Source organism: Achromobacter sp. 1L-A-4-B-C2, assembly GCF_057291955.1.
On the sequence record NZ_JBXAWP010000002.1, the window covers coordinates 1,122,265 to 1,146,707 of the forward strand.

Annotated in this window: 22 protein-coding genes; 13 read left to right on the plus strand and 9 right to left on the minus strand. The window is 63.2% G+C overall.

Annotated features, from left to right (window positions below; all coding sequences use genetic code 11):
* Nucleotides 1–303: 303 nt before the first annotated feature.
* Together AC0Z35_RS12565 and AC0Z35_RS12570 are read right to left on the minus strand one after the other, a co-directional pair.
* Entirely contained in the window at nucleotides 304–1,836 is a 1,533-nt protein-coding gene (locus tag AC0Z35_RS12565; RefSeq protein ID WP_485132076.1) for a YifB family Mg chelatase-like AAA ATPase, read from the minus strand.
* A gap of 389 nt (nucleotides 1,837–2,225) precedes the next feature.
* Complete coding sequence (locus tag AC0Z35_RS12570) at nucleotides 2,226–2,477, minus strand: accessory factor UbiK family protein (protein WP_006218738.1); 252 nt, start codon at nucleotides 2,475–2,477, stop codon at nucleotides 2,226–2,228.
* 773 nt (nucleotides 2,478–3,250) lie between these two features.
* Between AC0Z35_RS12570 and AC0Z35_RS12575 the strand changes: the two genes are divergently transcribed.
* Both AC0Z35_RS12575 and amt read left to right on the plus strand, forming a co-directional pair.
* Nucleotides 3,251–3,589, plus strand: coding sequence for a P-II family nitrogen regulator (locus AC0Z35_RS12575; protein ID WP_006218735.1), 339 nt, complete (start codon nucleotides 3,251–3,253; stop codon nucleotides 3,587–3,589).
* A gap of 32 nt (nucleotides 3,590–3,621) precedes the next feature.
* On the plus strand, nucleotides 3,622–4,860 hold the full coding sequence (gene amt, locus AC0Z35_RS12580) for an ammonium transporter (protein ID WP_046807729.1): 1,239 nt from the start codon (nucleotides 3,622–3,624) through the stop codon (nucleotides 4,858–4,860).
* Between the two features lie 210 nt (nucleotides 4,861–5,070).
* Here amt and ptsP read toward each other — a convergent pair whose 3' ends face one another.
* The 6 genes from ptsP to thrS form a co-directional block, all read right to left on the minus strand.
* Entirely contained in the window at nucleotides 5,071–6,822 is a 1,752-nt protein-coding gene (ptsP, locus tag AC0Z35_RS12585) for a phosphoenolpyruvate--protein phosphotransferase (protein WP_485132144.1), read from the minus strand.
* A gap of 61 nt (nucleotides 6,823–6,883) precedes the next feature.
* The gene (locus AC0Z35_RS12590; protein WP_046807727.1) at nucleotides 6,884–7,153 is read right to left on the minus strand and encodes an HPr family phosphocarrier protein; all 270 of its coding nucleotides are present in this window, start codon (nucleotides 7,151–7,153) and stop codon (nucleotides 6,884–6,886) included.
* A 116-nt stretch (nucleotides 7,154–7,269) separates the two neighbouring features.
* On the minus strand, nucleotides 7,270–7,671 hold the full coding sequence (locus AC0Z35_RS12595) for a PTS sugar transporter subunit IIA (protein ID WP_120154701.1): 402 nt from the start codon (nucleotides 7,669–7,671) through the stop codon (nucleotides 7,270–7,272).
* A 17-nt stretch (nucleotides 7,672–7,688) separates the two neighbouring features.
* Entirely contained in the window at nucleotides 7,689–8,660 is a 972-nt protein-coding gene (gshB, locus tag AC0Z35_RS12600) for a glutathione synthase (protein WP_120154699.1), read from the minus strand.
* Between the two features lie 157 nt (nucleotides 8,661–8,817).
* Complete coding sequence (gene infC, locus AC0Z35_RS12605) at nucleotides 8,818–9,372, minus strand: translation initiation factor IF-3 (protein ID WP_081451529.1); 555 nt, start codon at nucleotides 9,370–9,372, stop codon at nucleotides 8,818–8,820.
* A 20-nt stretch (nucleotides 9,373–9,392) separates the two neighbouring features.
* Nucleotides 9,393–11,345, minus strand: a complete 1,953-nt coding sequence (gene thrS / locus AC0Z35_RS12610) for a threonine--tRNA ligase (RefSeq protein ID WP_046807724.1) — start codon at nucleotides 11,343–11,345, stop codon at nucleotides 9,393–9,395.
* 560 nt (nucleotides 11,346–11,905) lie between these two features.
* On the opposite strand from thrS, the gene AC0Z35_RS12615 reads away from it, so the two are divergent.
* Nucleotides 11,906–12,646 (plus strand): response regulator, encoded by a 741-nt coding sequence (locus AC0Z35_RS12615; protein ID WP_052946146.1) that lies wholly within the window; start codon nucleotides 11,906–11,908, stop codon nucleotides 12,644–12,646.
* 23 nt (nucleotides 12,647–12,669) lie between these two features.
* Here AC0Z35_RS12615 and hemN read toward each other — a convergent pair whose 3' ends face one another.
* Nucleotides 12,670–14,097 carry an oxygen-independent coproporphyrinogen III oxidase gene (gene hemN / locus AC0Z35_RS12620; RefSeq protein WP_485132077.1) on the minus strand — a complete coding sequence of 476 codons (1,428 nt, stop codon included), beginning with the start codon at nucleotides 14,095–14,097 and terminating at the stop codon, nucleotides 12,670–12,672.
* 125 nt (nucleotides 14,098–14,222) lie between these two features.
* On the opposite strand from hemN, the gene AC0Z35_RS12625 reads away from it, so the two are divergent.
* The 10 genes from AC0Z35_RS12625 to AC0Z35_RS12670 all read left to right on the plus strand — a co-directional run bounded on the left by AC0Z35_RS12625 (nucleotide 14,223) and on the right by AC0Z35_RS12670 (nucleotide 24,441).
* The gene (locus AC0Z35_RS12625) at nucleotides 14,223–14,468 is read left to right on the plus strand and encodes a hypothetical protein (protein WP_046807731.1); all 246 of its coding nucleotides are present in this window, start codon (nucleotides 14,223–14,225) and stop codon (nucleotides 14,466–14,468) included.
* Nucleotides 14,469–14,678: 210 nt separating this feature from the next.
* A complete protein-coding gene (locus tag AC0Z35_RS12630) occupies nucleotides 14,679–15,422 on the plus strand; it encodes a FadR/GntR family transcriptional regulator (protein ID WP_120154692.1) in 744 nt (247 codons plus the stop codon).
* The gene (locus AC0Z35_RS12635; RefSeq protein ID WP_046807721.1) at nucleotides 15,419–16,663 is read left to right on the plus strand and encodes a Zn-dependent hydrolase; all 1,245 of its coding nucleotides are present in this window, start codon (nucleotides 15,419–15,421) and stop codon (nucleotides 16,661–16,663) included. The genes AC0Z35_RS12630 and AC0Z35_RS12635 overlap by 4 nt, the downstream gene beginning before the upstream one ends.
* Before the next feature lie 260 nt (nucleotides 16,664–16,923).
* Nucleotides 16,924–18,498, plus strand: a complete 1,575-nt coding sequence (locus AC0Z35_RS12640; protein WP_046807720.1) for an ABC transporter substrate-binding protein — start codon at nucleotides 16,924–16,926, stop codon at nucleotides 18,496–18,498.
* A 102-nt stretch (nucleotides 18,499–18,600) separates the two neighbouring features.
* Complete coding sequence (locus AC0Z35_RS12645; protein WP_162941181.1) at nucleotides 18,601–19,608, plus strand: ABC transporter permease; 1,008 nt, start codon at nucleotides 18,601–18,603, stop codon at nucleotides 19,606–19,608.
* Entirely contained in the window at nucleotides 19,605–20,444 is an 840-nt protein-coding gene (locus tag AC0Z35_RS12650) for an ABC transporter permease (RefSeq protein ID WP_104145406.1), read from the plus strand. The genes AC0Z35_RS12645 and AC0Z35_RS12650 overlap by 4 nt, the downstream gene beginning before the upstream one ends.
* A gap of 9 nt (nucleotides 20,445–20,453) precedes the next feature.
* A complete protein-coding gene (locus tag AC0Z35_RS12655) occupies nucleotides 20,454–22,088 on the plus strand; it encodes an ABC transporter ATP-binding protein (protein WP_046807717.1) in 1,635 nt (544 codons plus the stop codon).
* A 69-nt stretch (nucleotides 22,089–22,157) separates the two neighbouring features.
* Nucleotides 22,158–22,448, plus strand: a complete 291-nt coding sequence (locus tag AC0Z35_RS12660) for a cupin domain-containing protein (RefSeq protein ID WP_162941180.1) — start codon at nucleotides 22,158–22,160, stop codon at nucleotides 22,446–22,448.
* A gap of 19 nt (nucleotides 22,449–22,467) precedes the next feature.
* Nucleotides 22,468–23,532 (plus strand): histone deacetylase family protein, encoded by a 1,065-nt coding sequence (locus AC0Z35_RS12665; RefSeq protein ID WP_104145409.1) that lies wholly within the window; start codon nucleotides 22,468–22,470, stop codon nucleotides 23,530–23,532.
* A 15-nt stretch (nucleotides 23,533–23,547) separates the two neighbouring features.
* The gene (locus AC0Z35_RS12670) at nucleotides 23,548–24,441 is read left to right on the plus strand and encodes a DMT family transporter (RefSeq protein WP_219992133.1); all 894 of its coding nucleotides are present in this window, start codon (nucleotides 23,548–23,550) and stop codon (nucleotides 24,439–24,441) included.
* Nucleotides 24,442–24,443 lie beyond the last annotated feature (2 nt).

Here is a 24,443-nt window from a genome sequence, read left to right on the forward strand (position 1 = left end):
CGACACAACGGCAAAACTTGTAAACCTGTTGCCACTTCTTGGGGGGTACTGCTGGGTAGTGCTGAGGTACTGCCGAGATATTGCTGTACTACTACCGGCAAACGCCTATTGATTTTCAGCGCGGCCAGCTTGGCTTATCTCTTTGCTGCTACTTCTTTGCTGCTACTTCTTTCCTGGAACGTCTGCCGCTAAAAAGCACGCCAGATCCGGGAAAGCCTTTGATTATATGGTGATTTCCTTGGTGTTGTCGAGCCGGAATGCGGAAAAACCCCAGGTGGACGCACAGCCGGCTTCCAAGGAACCCTACAAACCCGGCCGGCGGTACTGAACCGCCTGGGCAACATGACTGGCAGCCAGCGCCTCGGCACCTTCAAGATCGGCGATCGTGCGGGCAACGCGCAGCGCCCGGTGCAGCGCCCGCCCGGAACCCGACAAACGCCGCATGGCTTGAAACAGCAGCGCCTGCGCATCCGCCTGCATCACACAGTGCTGATCCAGCTCGGCGCCGCTCAACGCGGCGTTCAGCTTGCCCTGACGGTCGTGCTGCCGCTGTCGGCAGCGCGTGACCCGTTCAAGCACGTGCCCGGAGGCTTCGCCAGGCGGGCCCGCCATTGATTCGGGGTCAGAGGGTGGCAGTGCCACGTGCAGGTCGATCCGATCCAGTAGTGGCCCCGATATCTTGCCCACATAGCGCGCAATCTGGTCCGGTTTGCATACACAGGCCCGCACCGGGTGCCCGCGCCATCCGCAGGGGCAGGGATTCATTGCCGCGATCAATTGAAAACGCGCCGGAAATTGCGCCGCGTGTAACGCCCGGGCGATAACCACCCTGCCCGCCTCCAAGGGCTCGCGCAAGGCTTCCAGGGTGCGCCGGCTGTACTCGGGCAGTTCGTCCAGGAACAGCACGCCATTGTGCGCCAGGCTGATCTCGCCGGGGCGGGGCCGGCTGCCCCCGCCCACCAAGGCGGCGACCGAGGCGGAATGGTGGGGTGCGCGAAACGGCGGCTGGCCCATCAACGTTTGCGGCAAGCCCGCCAAGGCGGAGACGGCGGCCGCTTCCAACGCCTGGGATCGATCCAGCGGCGGCAGCAAGCCCGGCAAACGCGACGCCAGCATGCTTTTACCGGCGCCCGGCGGACCCACCATCAGCAGGCTATGGCCGCCCGCCGCCGCCACTTCCAGCGCCCGCCTTGCACCCGCCTGCCCCCGGACATCCGACAGGCACGGCCCGGGTGGCGCCTGTGGCCATGCCTTGGGGACGGCGTCGGCAAGGTGATGCGAGCCGGCTGCGTGCGCGGCGACATCGGCCAGGCTGCGCGCGGACAAAACGCGCAGGTCCGGCACCCATGCGGCCTCTTCAGCGCTGCCCGCCGGCAGTATCAGCGTGGCGCCGGGTGCATCCCGCGCCACGCTCAAGGCAATAACCAACGGTGCGGCAACGGGCACCAGCGCGCCGGTCAGGGATAGTTCGCCGGCGAACACCAGATCAACCAAAGAGGGATCAGGCCCCCTTGGCTGCCCCTCCCCTTGGCCCGCAACGGGCGCGGATAGCTGACCGGAAGCCAGCAGCAGGCCTAACGCGATAGGCAGATCAAAGCGACCTGATTCCTTGGGGATGTCGGCCGGCGACAAATTGACAGTGATGCGGCCGGGCGGGAAATCAAACCCGCTGTTCAATATCGCGGCACGCACGCGTTCACGGCTTTCGCGCACTTCGGTGTCCGCAAGCCCCACGACGTTGAAGCTGGGCAGGCCGGGGCCCAAATGGGTCTCGACCCGAACAGCGTGCGCGTGCATGCCACTGAGCGCGCGGCTGGCAAGTACGGCAAGCGTCAAGACAGTCTCCGTGAATACAAGACCGTCAGTATCGGCAATTCCGTCCGGCGCGATGGGCCGAGCGGGACAATGATGTCCCTTGTTCCTTGCCCCCCGTTCCTTGTCCCCCGTTCCTTGTCCCCCGTTCCTTGTCCCCCGCTCCTGTTCCCCGTTCCTGTTCCCCGTTCCTGTTCCCCCCTCCTCTGACCCCGCCCCTGCCCCCGATCGCCCGGCCCCGATCACTTCTCCGAGATCGCTTGCGCGTGCCCCTCCTTCCCCGTTCCCCAAAAGCAAAACGACCGCACGGTGCGGTCGTTTTGATTTGCTTTGTGACGGGGACTGCCGAGCGGCTCACGGTGAGCGGCTCACGGCGAGCGGCTAGCTGCTAACGGTTAGCCCCTGACGGCACATCACTTATCCAACGCGGACAAGCGCGATTCCATCTGTTGTACCTGTGCGGCAAGCTGGTCCACGCGGGCGCGCGTACGCGCCAGCAAATCGGCTTGTACGTCGAATTCTTCGCGCGTGACCAAGTCCAGCTTCGAGAACGCCTGCGTCATCATCGCGCGCACATTGCGCTCCACATCCGCAGCCGGGCTGCGGGCAATCAGGTCAGAAATATTTTTCTGGATGTCTTCCATCCACTGGGTGCGATTATTCATAGCGGCCTCTCTGGTTCTTGATGCCTCAAGTGTAGTGCCTTGCCGAGCTGGCGCAGCCACGCCCCGCCAGCTCGCGCCAAAAAAAAGGGCGGGCCGCATGCGGTGACCGCCCATCAAAGCACAGGAGAAAACCGGGCTGCCATGGCGGCAACCCCCTACCAACATCGTTACAGGCAACCCATCTGGTTTGCCGATCGCGCATATAAATCCGACGACTGCTTGCATTGCGCCGCTAGCTGCGTCGTGCCAGCAACGGCAGCCCACAGCGATTTGGCCGCCTAGAGGCTGCTTGACGCTTACTGGTTGACGCTTGCCTCGGCCGGAGCTGTCTTGATTCTTCTTCACCCGTCCCCCGGCAACAAGCCGACGCCTGTAATCCCTGGTATCAAGGGAATCCTCCATTTGGAGGATTGAATGGCCGCCCGATTACCGAACACGGCGGCCTTGAAACCCGGGTCACCGTTGCGCCGCAACGCTCCGCGGCCGGGTCATACCGACCGGGCAGACCGGGCACCGAAGAAAACGGCAATACAAACCGCAACGGCCACGGCATCAACTGGCTACAAATGCCGCTTTTGAAACATATTTCGTTGCATGCACCCAATGGCGCGCATCACGCACCATATTGAGGCCGCTCCGTGGTGCATAACGCCCCAGATTGGTGCGCACAGGCACAACATGCGCGCGTGCAGCCCGCATTCCACGCGCCAGGAAACATGGCATGGATATTGCTTGATAGTCGGAGCCAACGTGCAACCATGAGAGGAAATGCCATGAAACTCATCATCGCCATCATCAAGCCCTTCAAGCTCGACGAAGTGCGGGTGGCTCTATCCGGGATCGGCGTCCAGGGCCTGACTGTTACCGAAGTAAAGGGTTTTGGCCGTCAAAAGGGCCATACCGAGCTGTATCGCGGCGCGGAATACGCCGTGGACTTTCTGCCCAAGCTGCGTGTCGAAGCCGCCGTGCCCGATCACCTTGTGGACCAGGTCATCGAGGCGATCGAGCAAGCCGCTCGTACCGGCAAGATCGGTGACGGCAAGATCTTTGCCGCCCCGCTGGAACAGGTGATCCGTATCCGCACAGGTGAAGCTGGCGAAGCTGCGCTGTAAATAAATAAAGAAAGACTCATTGGAGCCTGAAAATGGATAAAGCAGATATCTCCTGGTTGCTCGTCTCTACCCTGCTCGTATTGATGATGGCCGTACCCGGTCTGGCGATGTTCTATGGCGGCCTGGTACGCAGCAAGAACGTGCTGTCTGTGTTGCTGCAAGTGTTGTGCACGTTCGTGTTGGGCCTGGTTCTCTGGTTCATCTACGGTTATTCGCTTGCCTTCACCGAAGGCAATGCATTCTTCGGCGGCCTGTCGCGCGCCTTCTTCTCTGGCATGTTCACACCGGCTGACGGCAAGTACGCCATGTCGAACACCCTGACCGAGCTGCTGTTCGCCTCGTTCCAGGCCACGTTCGCCGGCATCACTTGCGCGCTGATCGTGGGCAGCTTTGCCGAGCGCGCCCGCTTTTCGGCCGTGCTGGTGTTCACGGTGATCTGGTTTACGTTTGCCTACGTGCCGATCGCCCACATGGTGTGGTTCGCGTCCGAAACGGCGCCCGGCCTGCTGAACGCCAAGGGCGCACTGGACTTTGCCGGCGGCACCGTGGTGCACATCAACGCCGGTGTGGCCGGCCTGGTGGGTGCTTATGTGGTGGGTAAGCGCGTGGGCTACGGCCGCGAAGCGATGCAACCGCACAACCTGCCGATGACCTTCGTGGGCGCCGCCCTGCTGTGGGTGGGCTGGTTCGGCTTCAACGCGGGTTCGGCGCTGGCCGCCAACGAGAACGCCACGCTGGCCTTCTTCAACACGATGATCGCAACTGCCGGTGCCGTTCTGGCTTGGTTGTTCACGGAATGGGCCGTCAAGGGCAAGCCGTCGATGCTGGGCGCTGCGTCCGGCGCGATCGCGGGTCTGGTGGGCATCACGCCGGCAGCCGGCCTGGTCGGCCCGGTGGGCGCACTGATCATCGGCGTGATCGCCGGCATCGTCTGCGTCTGGGGTGTGAATGGCCTGAAGCGTTTGCTGCGTGCCGATGACGCGCTGGATGTGTTCGGCGTGCACGGTGTGGGCGGTATCGTCGGCGCCTTGCTGACCGGCGTGTTCAATGCCCAGGTCCTCGGTGGCCCCGGTCTGGCCGAACCCGGCATGATCGCCCACCAACTGTGGGTGCAGCTGGAAGGCGTGCTGCTGACCATCGTCTGGTCCGGTGTGGTGGCGTGGATTGCCTACAAGATCGCCAACGCCCTGTGCGGCCTGCGTGTGCCGGAAGATCAGGAACGCGAAGGTCTGGACGTCACCAGCCACGGCGAATCGGCTTATCACAGCTAAAGCGGTTTGCAGGCCTGCGGCTTGACTGCCGCAGGGCTTGCCAGAAACGGCGTCGGGGGCTGCCCCCGACGCCGTTTTTCATTGGTGACTCCGGATGCAAAGGCAAAGAAAAACGCCCCGTTCAGGGGCGTTCAGCGTCTGGCAGGTTCGGAATGGCCAATACAGGCCAATACAGGCTAATACCGGCAAATTCGGCCAACCCCGGTCGTTTCAGGCCGGGTCCAGCGCGTCCAGGTCGACAGGCAAAGCGCGGTTGAGCGCGGTGGCCACTTTGATCCGCAAGGCGTTCGAATGCGCGCGCCGCACCTCGCGCTTGACGTCCAGCAACTGCTGCGGGTGCATGGAAAATTCCGTCAGGCCCAGGCCCAGCAACAGGCGTGTCATGCGTGAATCGCCCGCCATTTCGCCGCACACCGCTACCGGCTTGCCGGCGCGCTCGCCCGCGTTGATGGTATTGGCCACCAGGCGCAGCACGGCGGGATGCAGCGGGTCGTACAGCGCGGCAACATCATGGTCGCCGCGGTCAATGGCCAACGTGTACTGGATCAGGTCGTTGGTGCCGATAGACAGGAAATCCAGGGCCTGCGCGAAGGGCTCGATGGCGATTGCGATGGCGGGCACTTCCACCATTGCCCCCACTTCCATGTGCGGCGCATACGCCTGCCCACGCGCATCAAGCTCGCGGCGCGCCGCCTCGATGGCAGCCTTGGTGGCCACCACTTCGTGCATGTGCGCAATCATGGGGATCAGCAACCGAACCGGGCCGTGCGCCGATGCCCGCAAGATGGCGCGCAGCTGCGTGGCGAACATTTCCGGACGCGCCAGGCAGTAGCGGATTGCGCGCTGGCCCAGCGCGGGATTCGTAGCCACGGTGGCTTCGCCGTCCAGCGTCTTGTCCGACCCGATGTCCAGCGTGCGGATCGTGACGGGCCTGCCGGCCATGACCTTGACCACTGATGAATAGGCTTCGTATTGCTCTTCTTCGCCGGGCAGGTCCGGCCGGCCCATGAACAGGAATTCGCTGCGGAACAGGCCGATGCCGTGCGCGCCGGACGCCAGCGCCAGCGCGGCCTCTTCCGGCAGTTCGATATTGGCGTGCAGGACGATGTCGATGCCATCCAGCGTCACGGAAGGCTCGTCGCGCAACAGGCCCAGCTCTGCGCGTTCATCGGCGTACACGGTCTGGCGGCGGCGGTATTCCTGAAGAATGCGGTCAGACGGATTGACCACCACCGCGCCCGCCGCGCCGTCGATGATGAGCATGTCGCCATCGCGTACCAGCTCGCGTACGTTGCCCATGGCAACCACGGCCGGCACGCCCATGCTGCGCGCCACGATGGCGGTATGCGACGTGGGGCCGCCCAGATCGGTCACGAAAGCGGCGAAGCGGCCGCCGCGCAAGCGCAGCATGTCCGCCGGAGAAATGTCGTGAGCCACGACCACCAGCGCATCGTCGCCGCCCATGTGGGACATGTCGGGCAGGATGGCGGACGTGCCGGCAAGCACATGCAGCACGCGCTCGATGACCTGGCGTACGTCGGCCCCACGCTCGCGCAGGTACTCGTCTTCCATGGCGTCGAACTGCTGGCCCAGCATCTGGCCTTGCGTGGTCAGCGCCCACTCGGCGTTGTAGTGACGTTCGGCGATCAGGCCCAGCGTTTGCTCGGCCAGCAAGGGGTCACCCAAGAGCAGGCTGTGCACGTTGAGCATGGCGCCCAGCTCGCGCGGCGCGTCGGCGGGCAAGGTGTCGGCCAATAGCCGAAGCTCTTGTTGCGCCGATGCCAGGGCCTCGGTCAGGCGGCTGCTTTCGGCGGGCACATCTTCGGGTGATATCCGGTAGTGCGCCACTTCCAGCGCCGCGGCGCCCATGACGACCGCGCGGCCGATGGCATATCCCTTGGCAACGCCTTTGCCATAAAGACAAACGACGGGGCTGGCGCGGCCAGCCCCGTCGTGGGCGATGTTCAGGGTCGTAGACGGGCCGGCCTCGGCAACGCCAGGGCCGGCGGATTCAGGGGGTGTTCTATTCCTGCTCACCGAATTTGCTGTCGAACAGAGTTTCGATTTCGGAAAGGGCTTGATCGGCGTCATTGCCGGAAGCCTCCAGTTTGACCGTCACGCCAAGCCCGGCCGCCAGCATCATGACGCCCATGATGCTTTTGGCGTTCACGCGTTGCGCGCCACGCGAGATGAAGATCTCGCTGGAGAACTTGCTGGCCAGTTGCGTCAGCTTGGCGGCGGCCCGCGCATGCAAACCCAATTTATTGCTGATGACGATGTCTTTAGTAGGCATAGGAAATATTATGACCGCGGATTAACGCCGCAGTGTTGATCGCAGCAAAGAGGCAAACCGTCAACCGCATTTCGACCGGAAATACCAGCCGACATAATAGGGCAAATTCCTGCCCGTCAGTCTACACGCAAGACACCCTGCACGCCGCCGGCCAAGGCCTTTTCGCGCGTATCGGCAAGCGGCAGATTGCGATAGGTCAAGGCGCGCAGCAGCATGGGGGTATTCAGGCCGGCCAGGACACAGCACTGAATGCCCTGCGCCTGGGCATCGGCCACGGCGCGCTTGGAGATATTGGCGGGGGTGGCGCCGATCAGGTCCGTCAGCACCAGCACACCGGCGCCGTGATCCTGTTCAAGAATATCTTTCAGGACGGCCGGTGCCTGCTCATCGGGCCGGTCCTCGGGCAGGATGTCGTGAATGGCCAGCATGCCGTCAAGGTCGCCCATGACGTGGCTGGCGCATTCGCGCATCGCCGCGCCCAAAGGCGCGTGCACGACGATAACAATACCCGTGGTCATGACGGATTCCAGAAAGATCAGGCTGCCGGGGCAGTATTCGCCACGGCTTTTTCAAGCGCCTGGACGAACATGCCCGCGACATCGAAGCCAGTCTGTTCGGCAATCTCGACGAAACAGGTGGGGCTGGTGACGTTGACTTCGGTGACGTAATCGCCAATGACGTCCAAGCCGACCAGCAGCAGGCCGCGAGCGGCAAGCTTGGGGGCGACGGCTTCGGCGATTTCGCGATCGCGCGGCGACAATTCCTGCGCCACGCCACGGCCGCCGGCGGCCAGATTGCCGCGCGTTTCACCGGCCAGCGGAATGCGCGCCAGCGAATACGGCACCGGCTCACCGCCGATGAGCAGGATGCGCTTGTCACCCTTGACGATGTCAGGGATGTAGCGCTGAGCCATGATGGTGCGCGCGCCGTTGTCGGTCAGCGTTTCCAGGATGGCGTTCAGGTTGGGGTCTTTGGGTTGCAGGCGGAACACGCCCGTGCCACCCATGCCGTCAAGCGGTTTGACGATCACGTCGTGGTGCGTATCGTGAAACGCCTTCAGGCGAGCCATGTTGCGCGTCACCAGCGTCGGGGCGGTGAACTCGCTGATTTCGGTGATGGCCAGCTTTTCGGGATGGTTGCGAATGGCCGCGCCGCTGTTGAACACGCGGGCGCCCTGCGCTTCGGCGTATTCGAGCAGATGCGTCGAATACACGTATTCCATGTCGAAAGGAGGGTCTTTGCGCATCACGACGGCGCCAAAATCGGCCAGCGGCAGATCTTGTGCGGGGGACTCGGTCCACCAGTCGTGGCCGTGCAAGTCGGCATCCGCGACCAGCGCGATCGGCGTGGTAACGGCCTTGACCGTGCCGGCCTCGATGTAGAGATCGCCCTGCATGGCCACGCTAAGCGTGTGGCCGCGCGCCACGAGGGCACGCATCATGGCAACCGAACTGTCCTTGTACGCCTTGAGAAGCGGCAAGGGATCCAAAACGAACAAAACATGCATCGCGACACCCTGAACGTACGCCGCCTTCCCTGGCGGGAAGGCGGCTTTATGACATCGTAGCGCAGAGCCGCCCAATAAGCGAACCCGCCGGTCACGTGACGGACGGCGGGTCGGATGGGAAGCGGCCAAGCCTTCTTGCAAAGGCTATGGCTGGAACTTACGCGGCAGATTCAGGCTTGCCCGCAGCGGGCACGGCCTTCTTCTTGGGCGCCAGCACCATGACCATCTGACGGCCTTCGAGCTTCGGCATGGCTTCGACCTGGGCAAGTTCCAGCAGATCGTCACGCACACGTTCAAGCACACGCATACCCAGTTCCTGGTGAGCCATTTCGCGGCCACGGAAGCGCAGGGTCACCTTGGCCTTGTCGCCCTCTTCGAGGAAGCGGCGCAGGTTGCGCAGCTTGACTTGGTAGTCGCCCTCGTCGGTGGCCGGACGGAATTTGACTTCCTTGACCTGGATGACCTTCTGCTTGGAACGAGCTTCAGCTTGGCGCTTCTGCTCTTGGTACTTGAACTTACCGTAGTCCATCAAACGGCAGACCGGCGGCTCGGCGTTCGGCGCGATTTCCACCAGATCCACGTCGCTTTGCTCGGAAAGACGGAACGCGTCGGCGATCTTGACGATGCCCAGCTGTTCTCCGTCCAGACCTATCAGGCGCACCTCGGGGACGCGGATTTCACCGTTGATGCGATTGGCTTTTTCAGTGGCGATGTTGAAAGCTCCTAGAAATGTTAAGCAGCACTGCTATCAGGTTGATTGACGTCGCGACGGGCAGAAACATCCTCGGACAATCGCGCGACGAATTCGTCGTATGCGATGGCGCCAAGGTCCAATCCACCCAGACCGCGGACGGCTACGGTGCCGTTTTGTTTTTCCTTGTCGCCGACGACAAGAATGTACGGCACCTTTTGCAGGCTGTGCTCCCGGATTTTACGAGTGATTTTTTCACCACGCAAATCGGACTCTACTCTAAAGCCTTGTTTTTTCAGGCTTTGTGTTATTTCAGCCGCATAATCGGCCGAAGGTTCAGAAATGCAGCATACAACGGCTTGCACCGGGGCCAGCCAGGGCGGCATCGCGCCGGCATGGTTTTCGATCAGCATGCCGATGAAACGCTCGAGCGAACCCAGGATGGCACGGTGCAGCATGACCGGCGGACGACGCTGGTCGTTTTGGTCGACATACTCGGCGCCAAGGCGCACGGGCATGGAGAAGTCGACCTGAATGGTACCGCATTGCCAGTGGCGCCCGATGGCGTCTTTCAGGGTGTATTCCACCTTGGGACCGTAAAACGCGCCTTCCCCCGGGGAAATCTCGAATTCGCAACCCGTGCGGCGCAGGCTTTCCATCAACGCCTGCTCGGCCGTATCCCAGACTTCGTCCGAGCCGATGCGCTTTTCAGGACGCGTGGCGACCTTGTACAGCACTTCGGTAAAGCCGAAATCGCGATAGACCTTCTGTAGCAGGGCCGTGAAGTCGGCGCATTCGTCTTGCAGCTGATCTTCGGTACAGAAGATGTGGCCGTCATCCTGCGTGAACCCGCGCACGCGCATCATGCCGTGCAGCGAACCCGAGGGTTCGTTGCGGTGGCACTGGCCGAATTCGCCATAGCGCAGCGGCAGTTCGCGATAGGAATGCAGGCCGGCGTTGAAGATCTGCACGTGGCCCGGGCAGTTCATCGGCTTCAGGCCATAGACGCGGTTCTCGGACTCGGTCGTGAACATGTTTTCACGATAGTTGTCCCAGTGGCCCGTCTTCTTCCACAGCGAAATATCAAGGATCTGCGGCGCCTTGACTTCCTGGTAGCCGTTGTTGTTGTAGACGGCGCGCATGTATTGCTCGACCTGCTGCCACAACGCCCAGCCCTTGGGATGCCAGAAAATCAGGCCCGGCGCTTCATCCTGGAAGTGGAACAGGTCAAGTTCGCGGCCGATCTTGCGGTGATCGCGGCGCTCGGCCTCTTCCAGCATGTGCAGGTAGGCTTCCTGTTCTTCCTTGGTGGCCCAGGCCGTGCCATAGATGCGCTGAAGCATCTCGTTCTTGCTGTCGCCGCGCCAATAGGCGCCGGCCACCTTCATCAGCTTGAACACCTTCAGCTTGCCGGTGGACGGCACGTGGGGGCCGCGGCACAGGTCGATGAAATCGCCTTCGCGATACAGGCTCAGGGGCTCGTTGGACGGGATCGACGCGATGATCTCGGCCTTGTACTTTTCGCCGATACCCTTGAAGAATTCAACGGCATCATCGCGCGACCATTCTTCGCGCGTGACTACCTCGTCTTTCTTGGCGAGCTCGGCCATCTTCTTTTCGATGGCGACCAAGTCTTCGGGCGTGAACGGGCGCTTGTACGAGAAGTCGTAGTAGAAGCCGTTGTCGATCACGGGACCGATGGTGACCTGAGCGTCCGGAAACAGCTCCTTCACGGCATAGGCCAGCAAGTGGGCCGTCGAGTGCCGGATCAGATCCAGACCATCGGCGTCCTTGGCGGTCACGATTGCCAGGCGCGCATCGCCTTCGATGCGATAGCTTGTGTCGACCAGCTTGGACGACTCGCCTTCAAACGTCACGCGGCCGCCCAAGGCGGCCTTGGCCAGGCCCGTACCGATCGACTGAGCCACTTCGGCGACCGTGACCGGCCCCGGATATTGGCGTTGCGAACCATCGGGCAATGTGATCTGTACCATCGGGAGTGCTTCCTGGGGTTCTTGGAACGAGAAAAAAATCAATGAACGAAAACGAAAAACGCGGCCTGATAGCCGCGTTTTCTGGTTGTCTTGCTGAGTCTTACCGCTGACCTGACACGGTGAAACCCGACGCACGAAAAACTAACGCGACATAGGGCGAAAGTTCCGGGTCGTAGTTCGTGCCAGCAGGAAAAGCATGATTCTGAGCCTGTTCAAACGCGCCAGGACGGCGCGTTGCAAGGTTGCGCGATCGATACCAACCAAGACCGGGCCGGGGGCACCCCAGCAACCAACGGATCGACCGAAATTAATGTGTCGATTGTAGCACCCTTTGCGCCTTTTCCGGGCGCCAGTCAAGCGAATATGCCCAGTCTTGCGGCTGATTGAATGCTCGTTCCAGGGTGCAAAGGTCCGATATTCGGGTGATTCCCGTCCGGACAGGCTTTCGAAAACGTAACCTTCCATCGCAAATTTATGACCAGGCGCGGAGCGTGCTCCGGACTTCAACTCTGGCCGAGAAAAGCGCGACGCGGTTCGCGCTACCGGCTTGTGGAGCATCGATGAAAGCTGTCCCAATACGTGTGACCAAAGCAGCCTCTATTTCCAACCCGCCACGCTGCGGCGAAGGCGTGCGCTCAAGCGGACGCAGGCATATGCTGCTGTCGCGGCTGCCGTCGGTTATCAAGGTGGCGATACTGGACGATCACCCCGTCGTCGCCCTAGGCGTGGGTGCATATCTTGAAAGCCGCCCCGGCTTCCGGGTGCTGCACCGAGAGACATCGGCGCGCGAAATGCTTGAGAAGCTGCGTCATACGCCCTGTGATGTAGCGCTGGTGGATTTTTATCTGCCCCAGGAACCCTGGGACGGCGTCAATTTCCTGCGGCGGCTGCGGCGGCACTACCCTGCCCTGGCGCTCATCACGTTTTCGGCGGGCAACCGGCAGGAAACGCAATACGCCGCGTATCGCGCCGGCGCCAACGGCTATTTGGCCAAGCAATGGGGAATGGTGTTGCTGCCCGAAATCATTCGAGCCGTACTCAACAACAAGAAGACCTTTCTGTCCGTGCAGGACGGCAAGGTTCGCCCCGTGCTGCCCGACCACCCCCACGCGATGCTGACCACATCCGAAATCGAGATCCTGCGCCATATCAGCCAGGGCCTGTCCGTCACGCAGATAGCCGCGCGCCTGTCGCGCAGCAAAAAGACGATCAGCACCCATAAGCGGCGGGCGATGCAAAAGCTGCAACTGGCCGACGATCTATCGCTGGCTCTATACCTGCGCGAGAAATTCGCGGAATGAAGCCGCCCCGCGCACGCGCCGCGTCAGATGATGCGGGAATAGCTGGCGCCGCTGCCGGCGCTGCCCAGGTAGCCGTCAAACGCCATGGCGACCGCGCGCACGAAGTACCAGCCCAGCCCGGTAACCTCTACTTCGCCCGCGCGCAGATTGACCAGGCCCAATTCGGCCAGGTTCGCCATTTGCAGCAGTTCGCGGCTGAAGTAGTCGCCAAAGCGCAGGCCGTGGCGCGCCTCGACGGCGGCAAAGTCCACCCGGCCCTGGCACATGATGTCCATGATGACTTCCCGCCGCACCAGGTCGTCGCTGGACAGGCTGAGCCCGCGTTCCACCGCGAAATGGCCGGATTCGACCGCGCCGTAATAGGCGTCCAGCACTTTTGCGTTCTGGCTGTACGTGTTGCCGATGCGGCCGATGGCGGACACGCCCAGGGCGACCAGATCCCGGTCGGGCTGGGTGCTATAGCCCTGGAAATTCCGGTGCAGCTGACCACGCTGCTTGGCGATGGCCAACGCGTCGGTGTTCAGCGCGAAATGGTCCATGCCGATGTACGTGTAGCCCTGCTGCAGAAAGCCGTCGATGGCCGCGCCAAGCAAGCCCACCCGGGTCTCGCGGTTGGGCAGGTCCGCTTCATGGATGCGGCGCTGGGGCTTGAAGCGCTCGGGCAGGTGCGCGTAGGCGTACAGCGCAATGCGGTCGGGTCGCAACGCCACCACCTGTTTGATCGTGCGCGCGAACGATTCCGTGGTCTGCAACGGCAACCCGTAGATCAGGTCCATGTTGACCGAGTCGTAGCCCAGGGCGCGCGCGCTTTGCATCAGCGCCCGCACGTCGTCAAAAGACTGCACCCGATGCACCGCCTTTTGCACCCGCTCGTCAAAATCCTGCACGCCGAAGCTCAGGCGGTTAAAGCCCAACTGCCGAAGGTGCGCCAGGCGCTGGGGCGTAGCCGTGCGAGGATCGACTTCGATCGAAATTTCGGCATCGTTCTCGAACCGGAATGCCGATCTCAGGTCCTGCATCAAACGGGTGAGCTCCGCATCGGACAGAAACGTAGGCGTTCCGCCACCAAAGTGCAGTTGCGACACCGGCACGCCCGGGCCAAGCTCCTTCACGTGCAAGGCGATCTCTTGCGCCAGCGCTTCCAGGTAGCGCACCGCACGGTCGTGATGACGCGTGACCACCTTGTTGCACGCGCAGTAATAGCAGACCGAATCGCAGAACGGGATGTGCACATATAGCGACAGCGGCTCGGTCGCGGCGTTGGCGCGACGCTGCCGCAGCGCGTTGCGATAGTCCTGCTCGCCGAAATTGCCGTGATAGCGGTCGGCGGTGGGATACGAGGTGTAGCGTGGCCCGTTCTTGTCCAGCCTCGCCAACAATCGAGGGGGAAAGAACGGTTCGGCGGCGGCAGGCGCGGGCGATGAAACGACGGGGCTTAGGGCGGCTTGCATAGCCTGGATTATTCGCCCTTGCGGGTCACCGCAACTTGATCTGGCGCAAACCCGGCGGCGTCTTGGGCGGGCGCCGGGTCACGCCCGTAAAATGCGGCTTTTACGTTGCACAACAAGGACACCTCATGGGCACTGAACTGGACGGCCGCCTGTTGGCCATGCGCCAGGCGGTGGCAATTGCCATCGCCCTATCCACCCGCAGCAGCCCGCAAGCTACCGACATGGCGCTGGAACTGCTTAACGACCTGAAGGCCGGCATGGACAACGCCCCGTCCGACAGCCCCTTTGAAAAGCCCGAATGGGTAGAGGGCGCCCAGGACGAACTGGACGGCATCGCGCGCCTGGTCCGCGCGTTCACGAACGAGCCCTAAACCGGGCATGCAAGCAAGCGGCGCTGGCGCAACGCCAACGCCCGCTTCAGGCCAGACACTAACGTCGCCTAACTGGCCTGACCACCGGATAGGAAGACGTAGATTCCCTCTGATCGTTTTCCCTGAAAACGTAAATTTCCCCTTCTATTTCAAAGGCGGCGTGCCTATATTGGTGGCCTGACCACCAGGCCATGACAACTCCACGCCACGATGAGCACCTTTCAGGCCGTCGCCGCCACCCGCTTGTATCGCATGATTGCCGACCAGATCGCCGGCCGCATCCGGGCGGGTGATTTCCTGCGCGGCGCGCGCCTGCCTTCCGAGCGCGAGCTGGCCGAACAACTGCAAGTGAGTCGGGCCTCGATCCGCGAAGCACTGATTGCGCTGGAAATCGAAGGCTACGTCGAAGTTCGCGTCGGCACCGGGGTGTTCGTCACGACCTCGCCGGACGGCGCCGCGTTTCCCGCAACGGCCGCCATGGGCGCGCCGGCCTTGGCCGAACAGGACGACATCGGGCCATTCGACCTTCTTGAAGCGCGCATGCTGATCGAACCGGAATGCGCGGCGCTGGCCGCGCACCAGGCCACGCCCGCACAGATTGCCGGCATCCGCGATGCCCATGCCGCCATGTCGCTGACCGACTCGCCCGGCCGCCATGACCGCGCGTTCCACAGCGCCATCGGCGCGGCCTGCGGCAACGCGGCGCTGGCGTCAGCCGTGGCGCATCTGTGGAATCTAAGCCAGTCCAGTTCGCTGTATAGCCGCATGCAGGACTATTTCGTCACGACGCAAGCGTGGGTCGCCGCCCATGCCGAGCATCAACGCATCCTGAACGCCATCACGGCGCGAGACCCGATTCGCGCGCGCCACGCCATGCACACGCACCTGCTTGGCATCCTGGCGCGCCTGCGCGAAGACTTCGATCCCCTTACCGATCATCGAGGCAACCCATGACTACGTCTTCCCTGTCCATCAACGGCCAACGCCTGTGGCAGTCGCTGATGGACCTTGCGCGCATCGGCGCCACGCCAAAAGGCGGCAACTGTCGATTGGCGCTGACCGCGCTGGACGGCCAGGGCCGCGACCTTGTCACTGGCTGGATGCGCGATGCCGGCATGACGGTGCGGGTGGACCAGGTGGGCAACATCTTTGCGCGCCGCGCCGGCCGCAATAACGACCTGCCGCCCGTCATGACCGGCAGCCACATCGATACCCAACCCACGGGCGGCAAGTTCGACGGCTGCTACGGCGTGCTGGCCGGCCTGGAAGTCATGCGCACATTGAACGACGCCGGCGTCCAGACGGAAGCGCCGCTGGAAGTGGCGATCTGGACCAACGAGGAAGGCTCGCGCTTTGTGCCCGTGATGATGGGGTCCGGCGTATTCGCCGGCAAGTTCCCATTGGAAACCGCGCTGTCGGCCCGCGACGCGCAAGGCATCTCGGTACGCGATGAGCTGGCCGCGATCGGATACGCGGGCACGGACCCGGTAGGCGGGCGCCCGGTGGACGCCTACTTCGAGGCCCATATCGAACAGGGCCCGATTCTTGAACACGAGGAAAAGACCATCGGCGTCGTGACCGGGTCGCTGGGCCTGCGCTGGTACGACATCACGGTGACCGGCATGGAAATGCACGCGGGCCCCACACCGATGGCGATTCGCCGCGACGCGCTCTTTGCCGCCAGTTTTCTGGTGCAGACCGTCATCAACATCGCTAACGCGCACCAGCCGCACGGGCGTGGCACCGTGGGCGAGATCCACGCGCACCCGGGATCGCGCAACGTCATCCCTGGCCAGGTGCGCTTTACCGCCGACCTGCGCCACGAAGACGAAGCCACGTTGACGCGCATGGACCAGCAATGGCGCCGGGCTTGCGATGACATCGCCGTGGCCCATGGCGTGCAGGTGGACTTGAAAGACGTGCAGTATTTCCGCCCCACGCCCTTTGATACCGACCTGGTGGACAAGGTCCGGCAAGGCGCCGCCAGTCGCGGCCTGCCGGCGATGAACATCGTGACGGGCGCGGGGCACGACGCCGTCTACATGGCCGCGGTGGCGCCCACCGCCATGATCTTCGTGCCCTGCAAAGACGGCATCAGCCACAACGAAATTGAGGACGCGCAACCCGAGCATCTGGAAGCCGGCTGCAACGTCCTGCTTGACGCCATGGTGGCGCGGGCCAACGCCGCAAGATAGCGGCAACTGTTTCCTCGCGGATCGCCGCGCGGCCGATGCCGACGTCACCACGTCTTTCGGCTCGCCGCGCGTGCACCGCCGATTTCGCCGCATTGGTGCGCGGCCTGCCTTACCCAGCACCTGTACGAAGCATGGCGGTAGCGGCTTTACCTGTAGTACCCCTGATAAACCCAGGTGGCACAAGGTTTGCTTGTCAAAGCACGGCATCCGCCGCGCAGCGGCGGTCACCTGTCAGTCCCTTTCCAGCCCGGAGGCTCGCAGTGAAATCGAAGAAATGGTTCTCCCTAAGCATCGGCGCATTGGTCCTTGCGGCCGCGCTACCCGCCACGCAAGCCTTGGCGCAGACCAAAGGCGGCACGCTGAACATGATCGTGCAGCCCGAGCCGCCCGTGATCGTCACGGCCATCAACCAGCAAGGCCCCACGCAATTTGTCGCGGGCAAGATCTACGAAAGCCTGCTGACCTATTCCACCGACCTGAAGCCGCAGCCCGGCCTGGCCAAATCGTGGGAAGCGGCGGCCGACGGGCTGACCTATACGTTCCACCTGCAAGACAACGTCAAGTGGCATGACGGCAAGCCGTTCACCTCGGAAGACGTGGTGTTCTCGCTTTCCGAGATGCTGCCCAAGACGCATGCGCGCGCCCGCGTCATCTTGAACAAGTTTGTCGATTCGGTGACTGCCCCGGACGCGAAAACGGTGGTGATCAAGCTGAAGACGCCCTTCCCCGCTTTCATGCTGATGTTCGAACCTGGCTTTGCGCCCATGATGCCCAAGCATCTGTACGCCGGCACGGACTTCATGACCAACCCGGCCAACCAGAAGCCCGTGGGCACCGGCCCGTTCATGTTCAAGGAATGGAAGCGCGGTGAATACATCAAGCTGACGCGCAACCCCGATTATTGGAAGCCGGGCAAGCCGTATCTGGATGAACTGGTGTTCAACGTGATTCCCGACGCGGCCTCGCGCGCGGTCGCGTTCGAACGCGGCAGCGTGGACGTGCTGCGTGGCGGTGACGTGGACAACGTCGACATCAAGCGCCTGCGTGCCCTGCCCAAGGTGGAATACACCACAGCCGGCTGGGAAATGTTCTCGCCGCAGGCTTACCTGATCTTCAACATGCGCAAGCCCCCGTTCGACAACCTGAAGGTGCGTCAGGCCATCATGGCCGCGATGAACCGCAACATGGTGGTCAACAATATTTTCTTCGGCCTGGGCAAGGTGTCCACCAGCCCCTTCGTGACGACCGAGATGTTCTACGACAAGAACATGCCGGCGATGCCGTTCGACATGAAGAAGGCTCGCGCGCTGATCAAGGAATCGGGCATCAAGCCCGAGGACTACACGATTCGCCAACTGAGCTTTCCGTACGGTTCCACGTGGGATCGCCTGGGCGAATACACCAAGCAGGCGCTGGAACAACTGGGCTTCAAGGTCAATGTGGAATCCACCGACGCGGGCGGCTGGGCCAGCCGCACGGGCAATTGGGACTTCGACCTGACCACCACGTTCACCTACCAGTACGGCGACCCCGCGCTGGGCGTGCAGCGGCTGTATATCTCGTCGAACATCGTCAAGGGTTCGCCGTTTGCCAACGTGCAGGGCTACAGCAACCCCGAGACCGACAAGCAATGGGAAGCCGCCGCCTCCGAGGTTGATCCGGCCAAGCGCCAGGAAATCTACACCAAGCTGCAAACCACGCTCGTCAATGACGTGGCCAACGGCTACCTGGTGGATATGGAATTCCCGACCCTGTACCGCGCCAACGTGAAGAACCTGGTCAAGACCGCGATCGGGTTGAACGAATCGTTCGACGACGTCTACATCGAAAAGTAAACGCAGCAAGACGCCGCCGCAAAGCCCTTGCGGCGGCGGATCCCGGCAGCGCATGGGCACGCCACTGGCCGCCCGCGTTCAGCCCGAGAGGACATCCCAAGCATGAAATTCCTTTCCTTTTTCTTGTCCCGCGTCGGCAAGGCCCTGGTGGTCGTGCTGGGCGTGGTCATCATCAATTTCTTTCTGATCCGGCTGGCGCCCGGCGACCCGGCTGCCGTGCTGGCGGGCCAGGCCGGCGCGGGCGATGCCGCCTATGTCGACCAGCTGCGCGTGGCTTTCGGCCTGGACAAACCCATCCTGACGCAGCTGATGCTGTACCTGAAGGGCGTGGTCCAGCTGGACCTGGGCTTTTCGTACCGCAACCACGTCCCCGTGCTGGACTTGATCGTTGAGCGCCTGCCCGCCACGTTCCTGCTGATGTCCTGCGCCTTTTTGTTTTCCATCGTGCTGGGTGTCTTCCTGGGCGTGGTTGCGGCCAAGGCGCGTTACCGCAACAAGCGCCGCTGGATCGACAGTTCGGTGATGACCGGCGCGCTGCTGCTGTACGCCACGCCGCTGTTCTGGCTGTCGCTGATGGGCATTTTGCTGTTCTCCGTCGTGCTGGGCTGGCTGCCCGCATTCGGCATGGAAACCGTGGGCTCGGGCCTGACCGGCTGGGCGCGCGCCTCGGACATCGCCCAACACCTGATCCTGCCCACCGTCACCCTGGGTTGCTTCTTCATGGCCGTGTACGTGCGGCTGACGCGGGCGTCGATGCTGGAAGTGATCGGCATGGACTTCGTGAAAACGGCGCGCGCCAAGGGCGTGAGCCCCAGCCGCGTGATCCGCGTGCACGTGCTGCGCAACGCACTGCTGCCCGTCATTACGTTCGCCGGCATTCAACTGGGCCAGATGGCGGGCGGCGCGGTGCTGACCGAAACCGTGTTTGCCTGGCCGGGCATCGGGCGCCTGATGTTCGACGCCCTGCTTCAGCGCGACTATCAACTGCTGCTGGGCATCTTCCTGGTCACCTCCATCATGGTGGTGGTGTTCAACCTGCTGACCGATGTGTTGTACCGCCTGATTGATCCGCGTATCGCCGCGGGCGCGCAGCAAGGAGCCGCCGCATGAAAGCTTTTGCCCGACGTTATATGCGCAACTACGGCGCGGTGGCCGGTCTTGCCATCATGCTGGTCGTCGTCATTGTGGCGCTGGCCGCGCCGCTGCTGTATCAAGAATCCCCCTGGATGATGGTGGCCGACCCGCTGATTCCGCCGTTCACCAACGCCGACTTCCCGTTCGGCACCGACATGCTGGGCCGCGACATCACCGCCGGCCTGGTGTGGGGCGCGCGGGTGTCCCTGATGGTGGGCCTGCTGTCGACGGCGGTGGCATTGCTGTTCGGCATTCTGGTCGGCTCGGTGGCCGGCTACTGCGGTGGCCGCGTGGACGACGCGCTGATGCGCTTCACCGAGTTCTTCCAGACCATTCCGCAGCTGGCCATGGCCGTGGTGCTGGTCGCCATCCTGAGCCCATCGGTCTATTCCATCATGGGTGCGATCGCCGTCGTGTCCTGGCCGCCCGCTGCGCGGCTGGTGCGCTCTGAATTCATGACGCTCAAGCAGCGCGAATTCGTCCAGGCGGCCATCGTCATTGGCCAGACGCCGGCGCGCATCGTCAGCACGCAGATCCTGCCCAACGCCATGTCGCCCATCATCGTGTCGGCCTCGTTCATGGTGGCCACCGCCATCCTGACAGAATCGTCCTTGTCGTTCCTGGGCCTGGGCGACCGCAACCTGATGAGCTGGGGCTTCATGATCGGCGCGGCGCGCACGATGATCCGCGAAGCGTGGTGGATGAGTGTGTGGCCCGGCGTGGCCATCCTGTTGACGGTACTGGCCATCAACCTGATCGGCGAAGGCTTGAACGACGCCCTGAACCCCCAACTGCGCAAGCGCGGCGAATAGGAGGCCAACATGACGACCGAAGCCACGCCCTTGCTGTCCATCCAGAACCTGAGTATCGCGCTGCCTCGCGGCGGCGACCGACCCTTTGCCGTGCAAGACGTTTCCTACGACATCCGCGCCGGCGAAATCCTGTGCATCGTGGGCGAATCCGGATCGGGCAAGTCCATGAGCGCCAACGCCATCATGGGCCTGCTGCCGGACTACCTGACGCCGCAGCAGGGCCGCATTCTCTTTCGCGGCAAAGACCTGCTGCAGCAGGACGAAGCCACGTTGCAAGCCATGCGCGGCAAAGACATGGCGATGATTTTCCAGGAACCCCTGTCGGCGCTGAACCCGCTGATGACCGTGGGGGAGCAGATCAGCGAAGTCATGCGCGTACACGATGCCTACCCGGGCGCCGAGCGTATGAAGCGCACGCTTGAATTGCTGGATTTTGTGGGCTTGCCGGACCCGGCAACGCTGTATCACGTGTATCCGTTCCGGCTGTCGGGCGGCCAGCGCCAACGCGTGATGATCGCCATGGCGCTGGCGCTGGAGCCAGCCCTGCTGATCGCCGACGAACCCACCACGGCGCTGGACGTCACCACGCAAGCGCAGATCCTGGCGCTGATTGCGCGCATCCAGAAAGAGAAAGGCATGGGCGTGATGTTTGTCACGCACGATTTCGGCGTGGTGGCCGAAATTGCCCACCGTGTCGCCGTCATGGAAAAAGGCGTGTTGGTGGAGCAAGGCCCCGCCGAAGACGTACTGAACCGTCCGCGCCACCCGTACACGCAACGGCTGATCGCGGCAGTGCCGCATCGGCGTGGCGAGGAACGCGTGGCCACCGCCAATGACGCGCCCGTGCTGGAAGTGAAAGACCTGAAGAAGACGTACGTCATCGGCCACGGCTGGCTCGGCGGCAAACGCGAGGTGCATGCCGTTGACGGCGTCAGCTTCAGCGTACGACGTGGCGAAACACTGGGCATCGTCGGCGAATCCGGGTCGGGCAAATCGACGATCGGCAAATGCCTGCTGAAGCTGGTGGGCATCAACGGCGGGCAACTGATCTTCAATGGCCAGGATATCGCCGCGATGTCGGAATCGCGTTTCCGCCCGCTGCGCCACGATATCCAAATGATCTTCCAGGACCCTTTTGCCTCGCTCAACCCGCGCCACACCGTGGGCCGCATCATCAGCGATGGCCCCGTGGCCAACGGCGTGCCGCGCGCCAAGGCCGAGGCGCGCGTGCGCGAACTGCTGTCGCTGGTGGGGCTGGACCCGTCCGCCTTTGATCGCTACCCCAACCAGTTCTCGGGTGGGCAACGCCAGCGCATCGGCATCGCGCGGGCGCTGGCGCTGGAACCCAAGGTGCTGGTGGCCGACGAATCCGTGTCGGCGCTGGACGTCTCGGTGCAGGCGCAGGTGCTGCAACTGCTGCACGACTTGCAACAGCGCTTGCAGATTGCGCTGGTATTCATCACCCACGATTTGCGGGTCGCGGCGCAGATCTGCAATTCCGTGCTGGTAATGCACCGTGGCAAGGTCGTGGAATACGGGTCGCCGACCCAGATTTTCGACAAGCCGCAGCATGCCTACACGCGCCAGTTGATTGCCGCCGTGCCCGGTCAGCACTGGGACCCCACGCAAGCGACAATGGCCTGATCGCCCCCGACACCCACACCCACACCCACACCGACACCACGACGCATGACAACTTCAGGAGCATCCCCCGTGCAACGCCCCGCCGCCATTCCCACCGTGCAGATCGACAACGACCGCGTCACCGTCACCGAATGGCGCTTTCCGCCCGGCGGTGAAACCGGCTGGCATCGCCACGGCATGAACTACGTCGTGGTCCCGCAAACCACTGGCCCGCTGTTGCTGGAAACGCCCGACGGCGAGGTCACCAGCCAACTCACCACCGGCATCGCCTACTATCGACCGGTTGGCGTTGAGCACAACGTCATCAACCCCAGCGACACCGAATTCGTTTTTGTCGAAATCGAAATCAAACAGGCTTGACGCGTCAGCGAGGACCACCATGAAGGCGTTTTTCTCGGAAGAACAATTGCTGCACACCCCGCAGCAGTTCATGCGCTTGGGGCGGATCAGCGCGCCTACCGACCTGCCGTCCCGAGCGGAAAGCCTGCAAGGCGCTTTGACAGCGCGCGGCATCCAGGTCCAGGCGCCTTCGGACTATGGCCGCAAACCGCTGGAAAGCATCCACAGCGCCGACTACCTGAACTTCCTGGAAACCGCCTACACGCGCTGGCAATCGTTGAAGGCGCCCGGCGTGGACCCGGGCCCGGAAGTGTTGCCCAACCTATCGCCTTACTACAACGGCCGCGTGGAGCAGGCGGGGCGCGGGCCCTGCCCGTCTCCGTCCATCGTGGCGCAAGCGGGGTACTACCTAAGCGACCTGTCTTGCCCCATCGGGCCGCAGACCTGGCGTTCGGCGCTGCGCTCCACGCACAGCGCGGTGGCGGCCGCGGATCACGTTGCCGGCACGTCGGGCATGGCGTACGCGCTGTGCCGGCCGTCTGGCCACCACGCACATCGGGATCGCGCCGGTGGCTTCTGCTATCTGAACAGCAGCGCGGCGGCGGCCAGCCGCCTGCTACAGACCTGGTCCAAAGTGGCGGTGCTGGATGTGGACGCCCACCATGGCGACGGCACGCAGAACATTTTCTACCAGCGCGCGGACGTCATGACGGTGTCGCTGCACGCCGACCCCGGCGCCTACTACCCTTTCTACACCGGCTACGCCGAGGAACGTGGCCATGGCGCGGGCGAAGGCTGCAACCTGAACCTGCCGCTGGCGCACGGTTCAGGCAACGACCCGTTCCTGGCCGCGCTGGACACCGCGCTGACGGCACTGTCCGGTTACGCCCCGCAAGCGCTGGTGCTGGCGTTGGGCTTTGACACCTACAAGGACGACCCTATCAGCGTGCTGAAGCTGGACATCGACGCGTACCGCGACATTGGCGCGCGCGTGGCCAGCTTGCGCCTGCCCACCGTCGTCGTGCAGGAAGGTGGCTATATGGTGCAGGCGATCGGGCCCGCGCTGGACGCGTTCCTGCAAGGCCTGGGCCACGCCGGCGCCTGACGCGCGGCAAGCACCATGGCCTCTGTTCCCGCCGCCGTCCTGCCTACCCCTGCCGCCTCGCGCAATGCGGGCATCCTGTTGTTCTTCGCCGCGCTGGTGGCCTTTGCCACGTTCGACGCGGGGTCCAAGTACATGCTGGAACGCTACCCCGCGCCGTTCTTGAATGTGATGCGGTATCTGGCGGTGATTGTTCTGGCCATCACCATGCTATGGCGTCACGGTAGCGGGATGCGCCTGCGCGATGCCCCCGAAAAACCCCTGTTGATCCTGCGCGGCGTCACGCTGGCCACCGTGGCCACGTGCTTCATGACCGCGCTGATCTGGATGCCTTTGTCGGAAGCCACCGCCATCTACTTCACGTCGCCGCTCATCATGGTGGCGCTGTCGCCTTGGCTGCTGGGCGAGCGCGTGCGCCCCGTGCAATGGCTGGCGGTGGCCGTCGGCTTTGCCGGCATGCTGCTGATTGTGCGGCCCGGCGGCGACTTGCCGCTGTTGGGCACGCTGTTGATGGCGGTGTCGGCAATCTGCTACGCGATCTTCCAGGTGCTCACGCGCAAGCTGTCGGGCAAGGTGCCCGGGCCGGTGCAGTATGCGTATACGGCAATCATCTGCCTGATCGTCACGGCGCTGCCGGCGCCCTTCTTTCTGCCCGACCCCTGGCCCACGCCTGCCGACGCCGCGATCATCATCGCGCTGGGCGCATGCAGCGGGTTGGCGCAGGTGTTGTTGATTGCCGCATTCCAACGCGTCTCGGCAGCCACCCTGGCGCCGTTGAATTATTTTCAACTGCTGCTGGCCGTGCTGTTCAGCACCTTCTGGTTCCAACGCCCGCCCGACAGCCTGGCGCTGGCGGGCATGGCCTTGATCATGGCGTCGGGTGTTTTCCTGGCCATGCGTCGTGCAGGCTAAGT

What these genes read in the sequence shown, in the direction of transcription:
- hemN (WP_485132077.1), bottom strand. Translation starts at nt 14,097, where the DNA reads ATGCAAGCCGCCCTAAGCCCCGTCGTTTCATCGCCCGCGCCTGCCGCC.
- AC0Z35_RS12670 (WP_219992133.1), top strand. Translation starts at nt 23,548, where the DNA reads ATGGCCTCTGTTCCCGCCGCCGTCCTGCCTACCCCTGCCGCCTCGCGC.
- AC0Z35_RS12595 (WP_120154701.1), bottom strand. Translation starts at nt 7,671, where the DNA reads ATGACCACGGGTATTGTTATCGTCGTGCACGCGCCTTTGGGCGCGGCG.
- AC0Z35_RS12665 (WP_104145409.1), top strand. Translation starts at nt 22,468, where the DNA reads ATGAAGGCGTTTTTCTCGGAAGAACAATTGCTGCACACCCCGCAGCAG.
- amt (WP_046807729.1), top strand. Translation starts at nt 3,622, where the DNA reads ATGGATAAAGCAGATATCTCCTGGTTGCTCGTCTCTACCCTGCTCGTA.
- thrS (WP_046807724.1), bottom strand. Translation starts at nt 11,345, where the DNA reads ATGGTACAGATCACATTGCCCGATGGTTCGCAACGCCAATATCCGGGG.
- AC0Z35_RS12635 (WP_046807721.1), top strand. Translation starts at nt 15,419, where the DNA reads ATGACTACGTCTTCCCTGTCCATCAACGGCCAACGCCTGTGGCAGTCG.
- AC0Z35_RS12570 (WP_006218738.1), bottom strand. Translation starts at nt 2,477, where the DNA reads ATGAATAATCGCACCCAGTGGATGGAAGACATCCAGAAAAATATTTCT.
- AC0Z35_RS12645 (WP_162941181.1), top strand. Translation starts at nt 18,601, where the DNA reads ATGAAATTCCTTTCCTTTTTCTTGTCCCGCGTCGGCAAGGCCCTGGTG.
- AC0Z35_RS12590 (WP_046807727.1), bottom strand. Translation starts at nt 7,153, where the DNA reads ATGCCTACTAAAGACATCGTCATCAGCAATAAATTGGGTTTGCATGCG.
- AC0Z35_RS12630 (WP_120154692.1), top strand. Translation starts at nt 14,679, where the DNA reads ATGAGCACCTTTCAGGCCGTCGCCGCCACCCGCTTGTATCGCATGATT.
- AC0Z35_RS12615 (WP_052946146.1), top strand. Translation starts at nt 11,906, where the DNA reads ATGAAAGCTGTCCCAATACGTGTGACCAAAGCAGCCTCTATTTCCAAC.
- AC0Z35_RS12625 (WP_046807731.1), top strand. Translation starts at nt 14,223, where the DNA reads ATGGGCACTGAACTGGACGGCCGCCTGTTGGCCATGCGCCAGGCGGTG.
- AC0Z35_RS12575 (WP_006218735.1), top strand. Translation starts at nt 3,251, where the DNA reads ATGAAACTCATCATCGCCATCATCAAGCCCTTCAAGCTCGACGAAGTG.
- gshB (WP_120154699.1), bottom strand. Translation starts at nt 8,660, where the DNA reads ATGCATGTTTTGTTCGTTTTGGATCCCTTGCCGCTTCTCAAGGCGTAC.
- AC0Z35_RS12655 (WP_046807717.1), top strand. Translation starts at nt 20,454, where the DNA reads ATGACGACCGAAGCCACGCCCTTGCTGTCCATCCAGAACCTGAGTATC.
- AC0Z35_RS12650 (WP_104145406.1), top strand. Translation starts at nt 19,605, where the DNA reads ATGAAAGCTTTTGCCCGACGTTATATGCGCAACTACGGCGCGGTGGCC.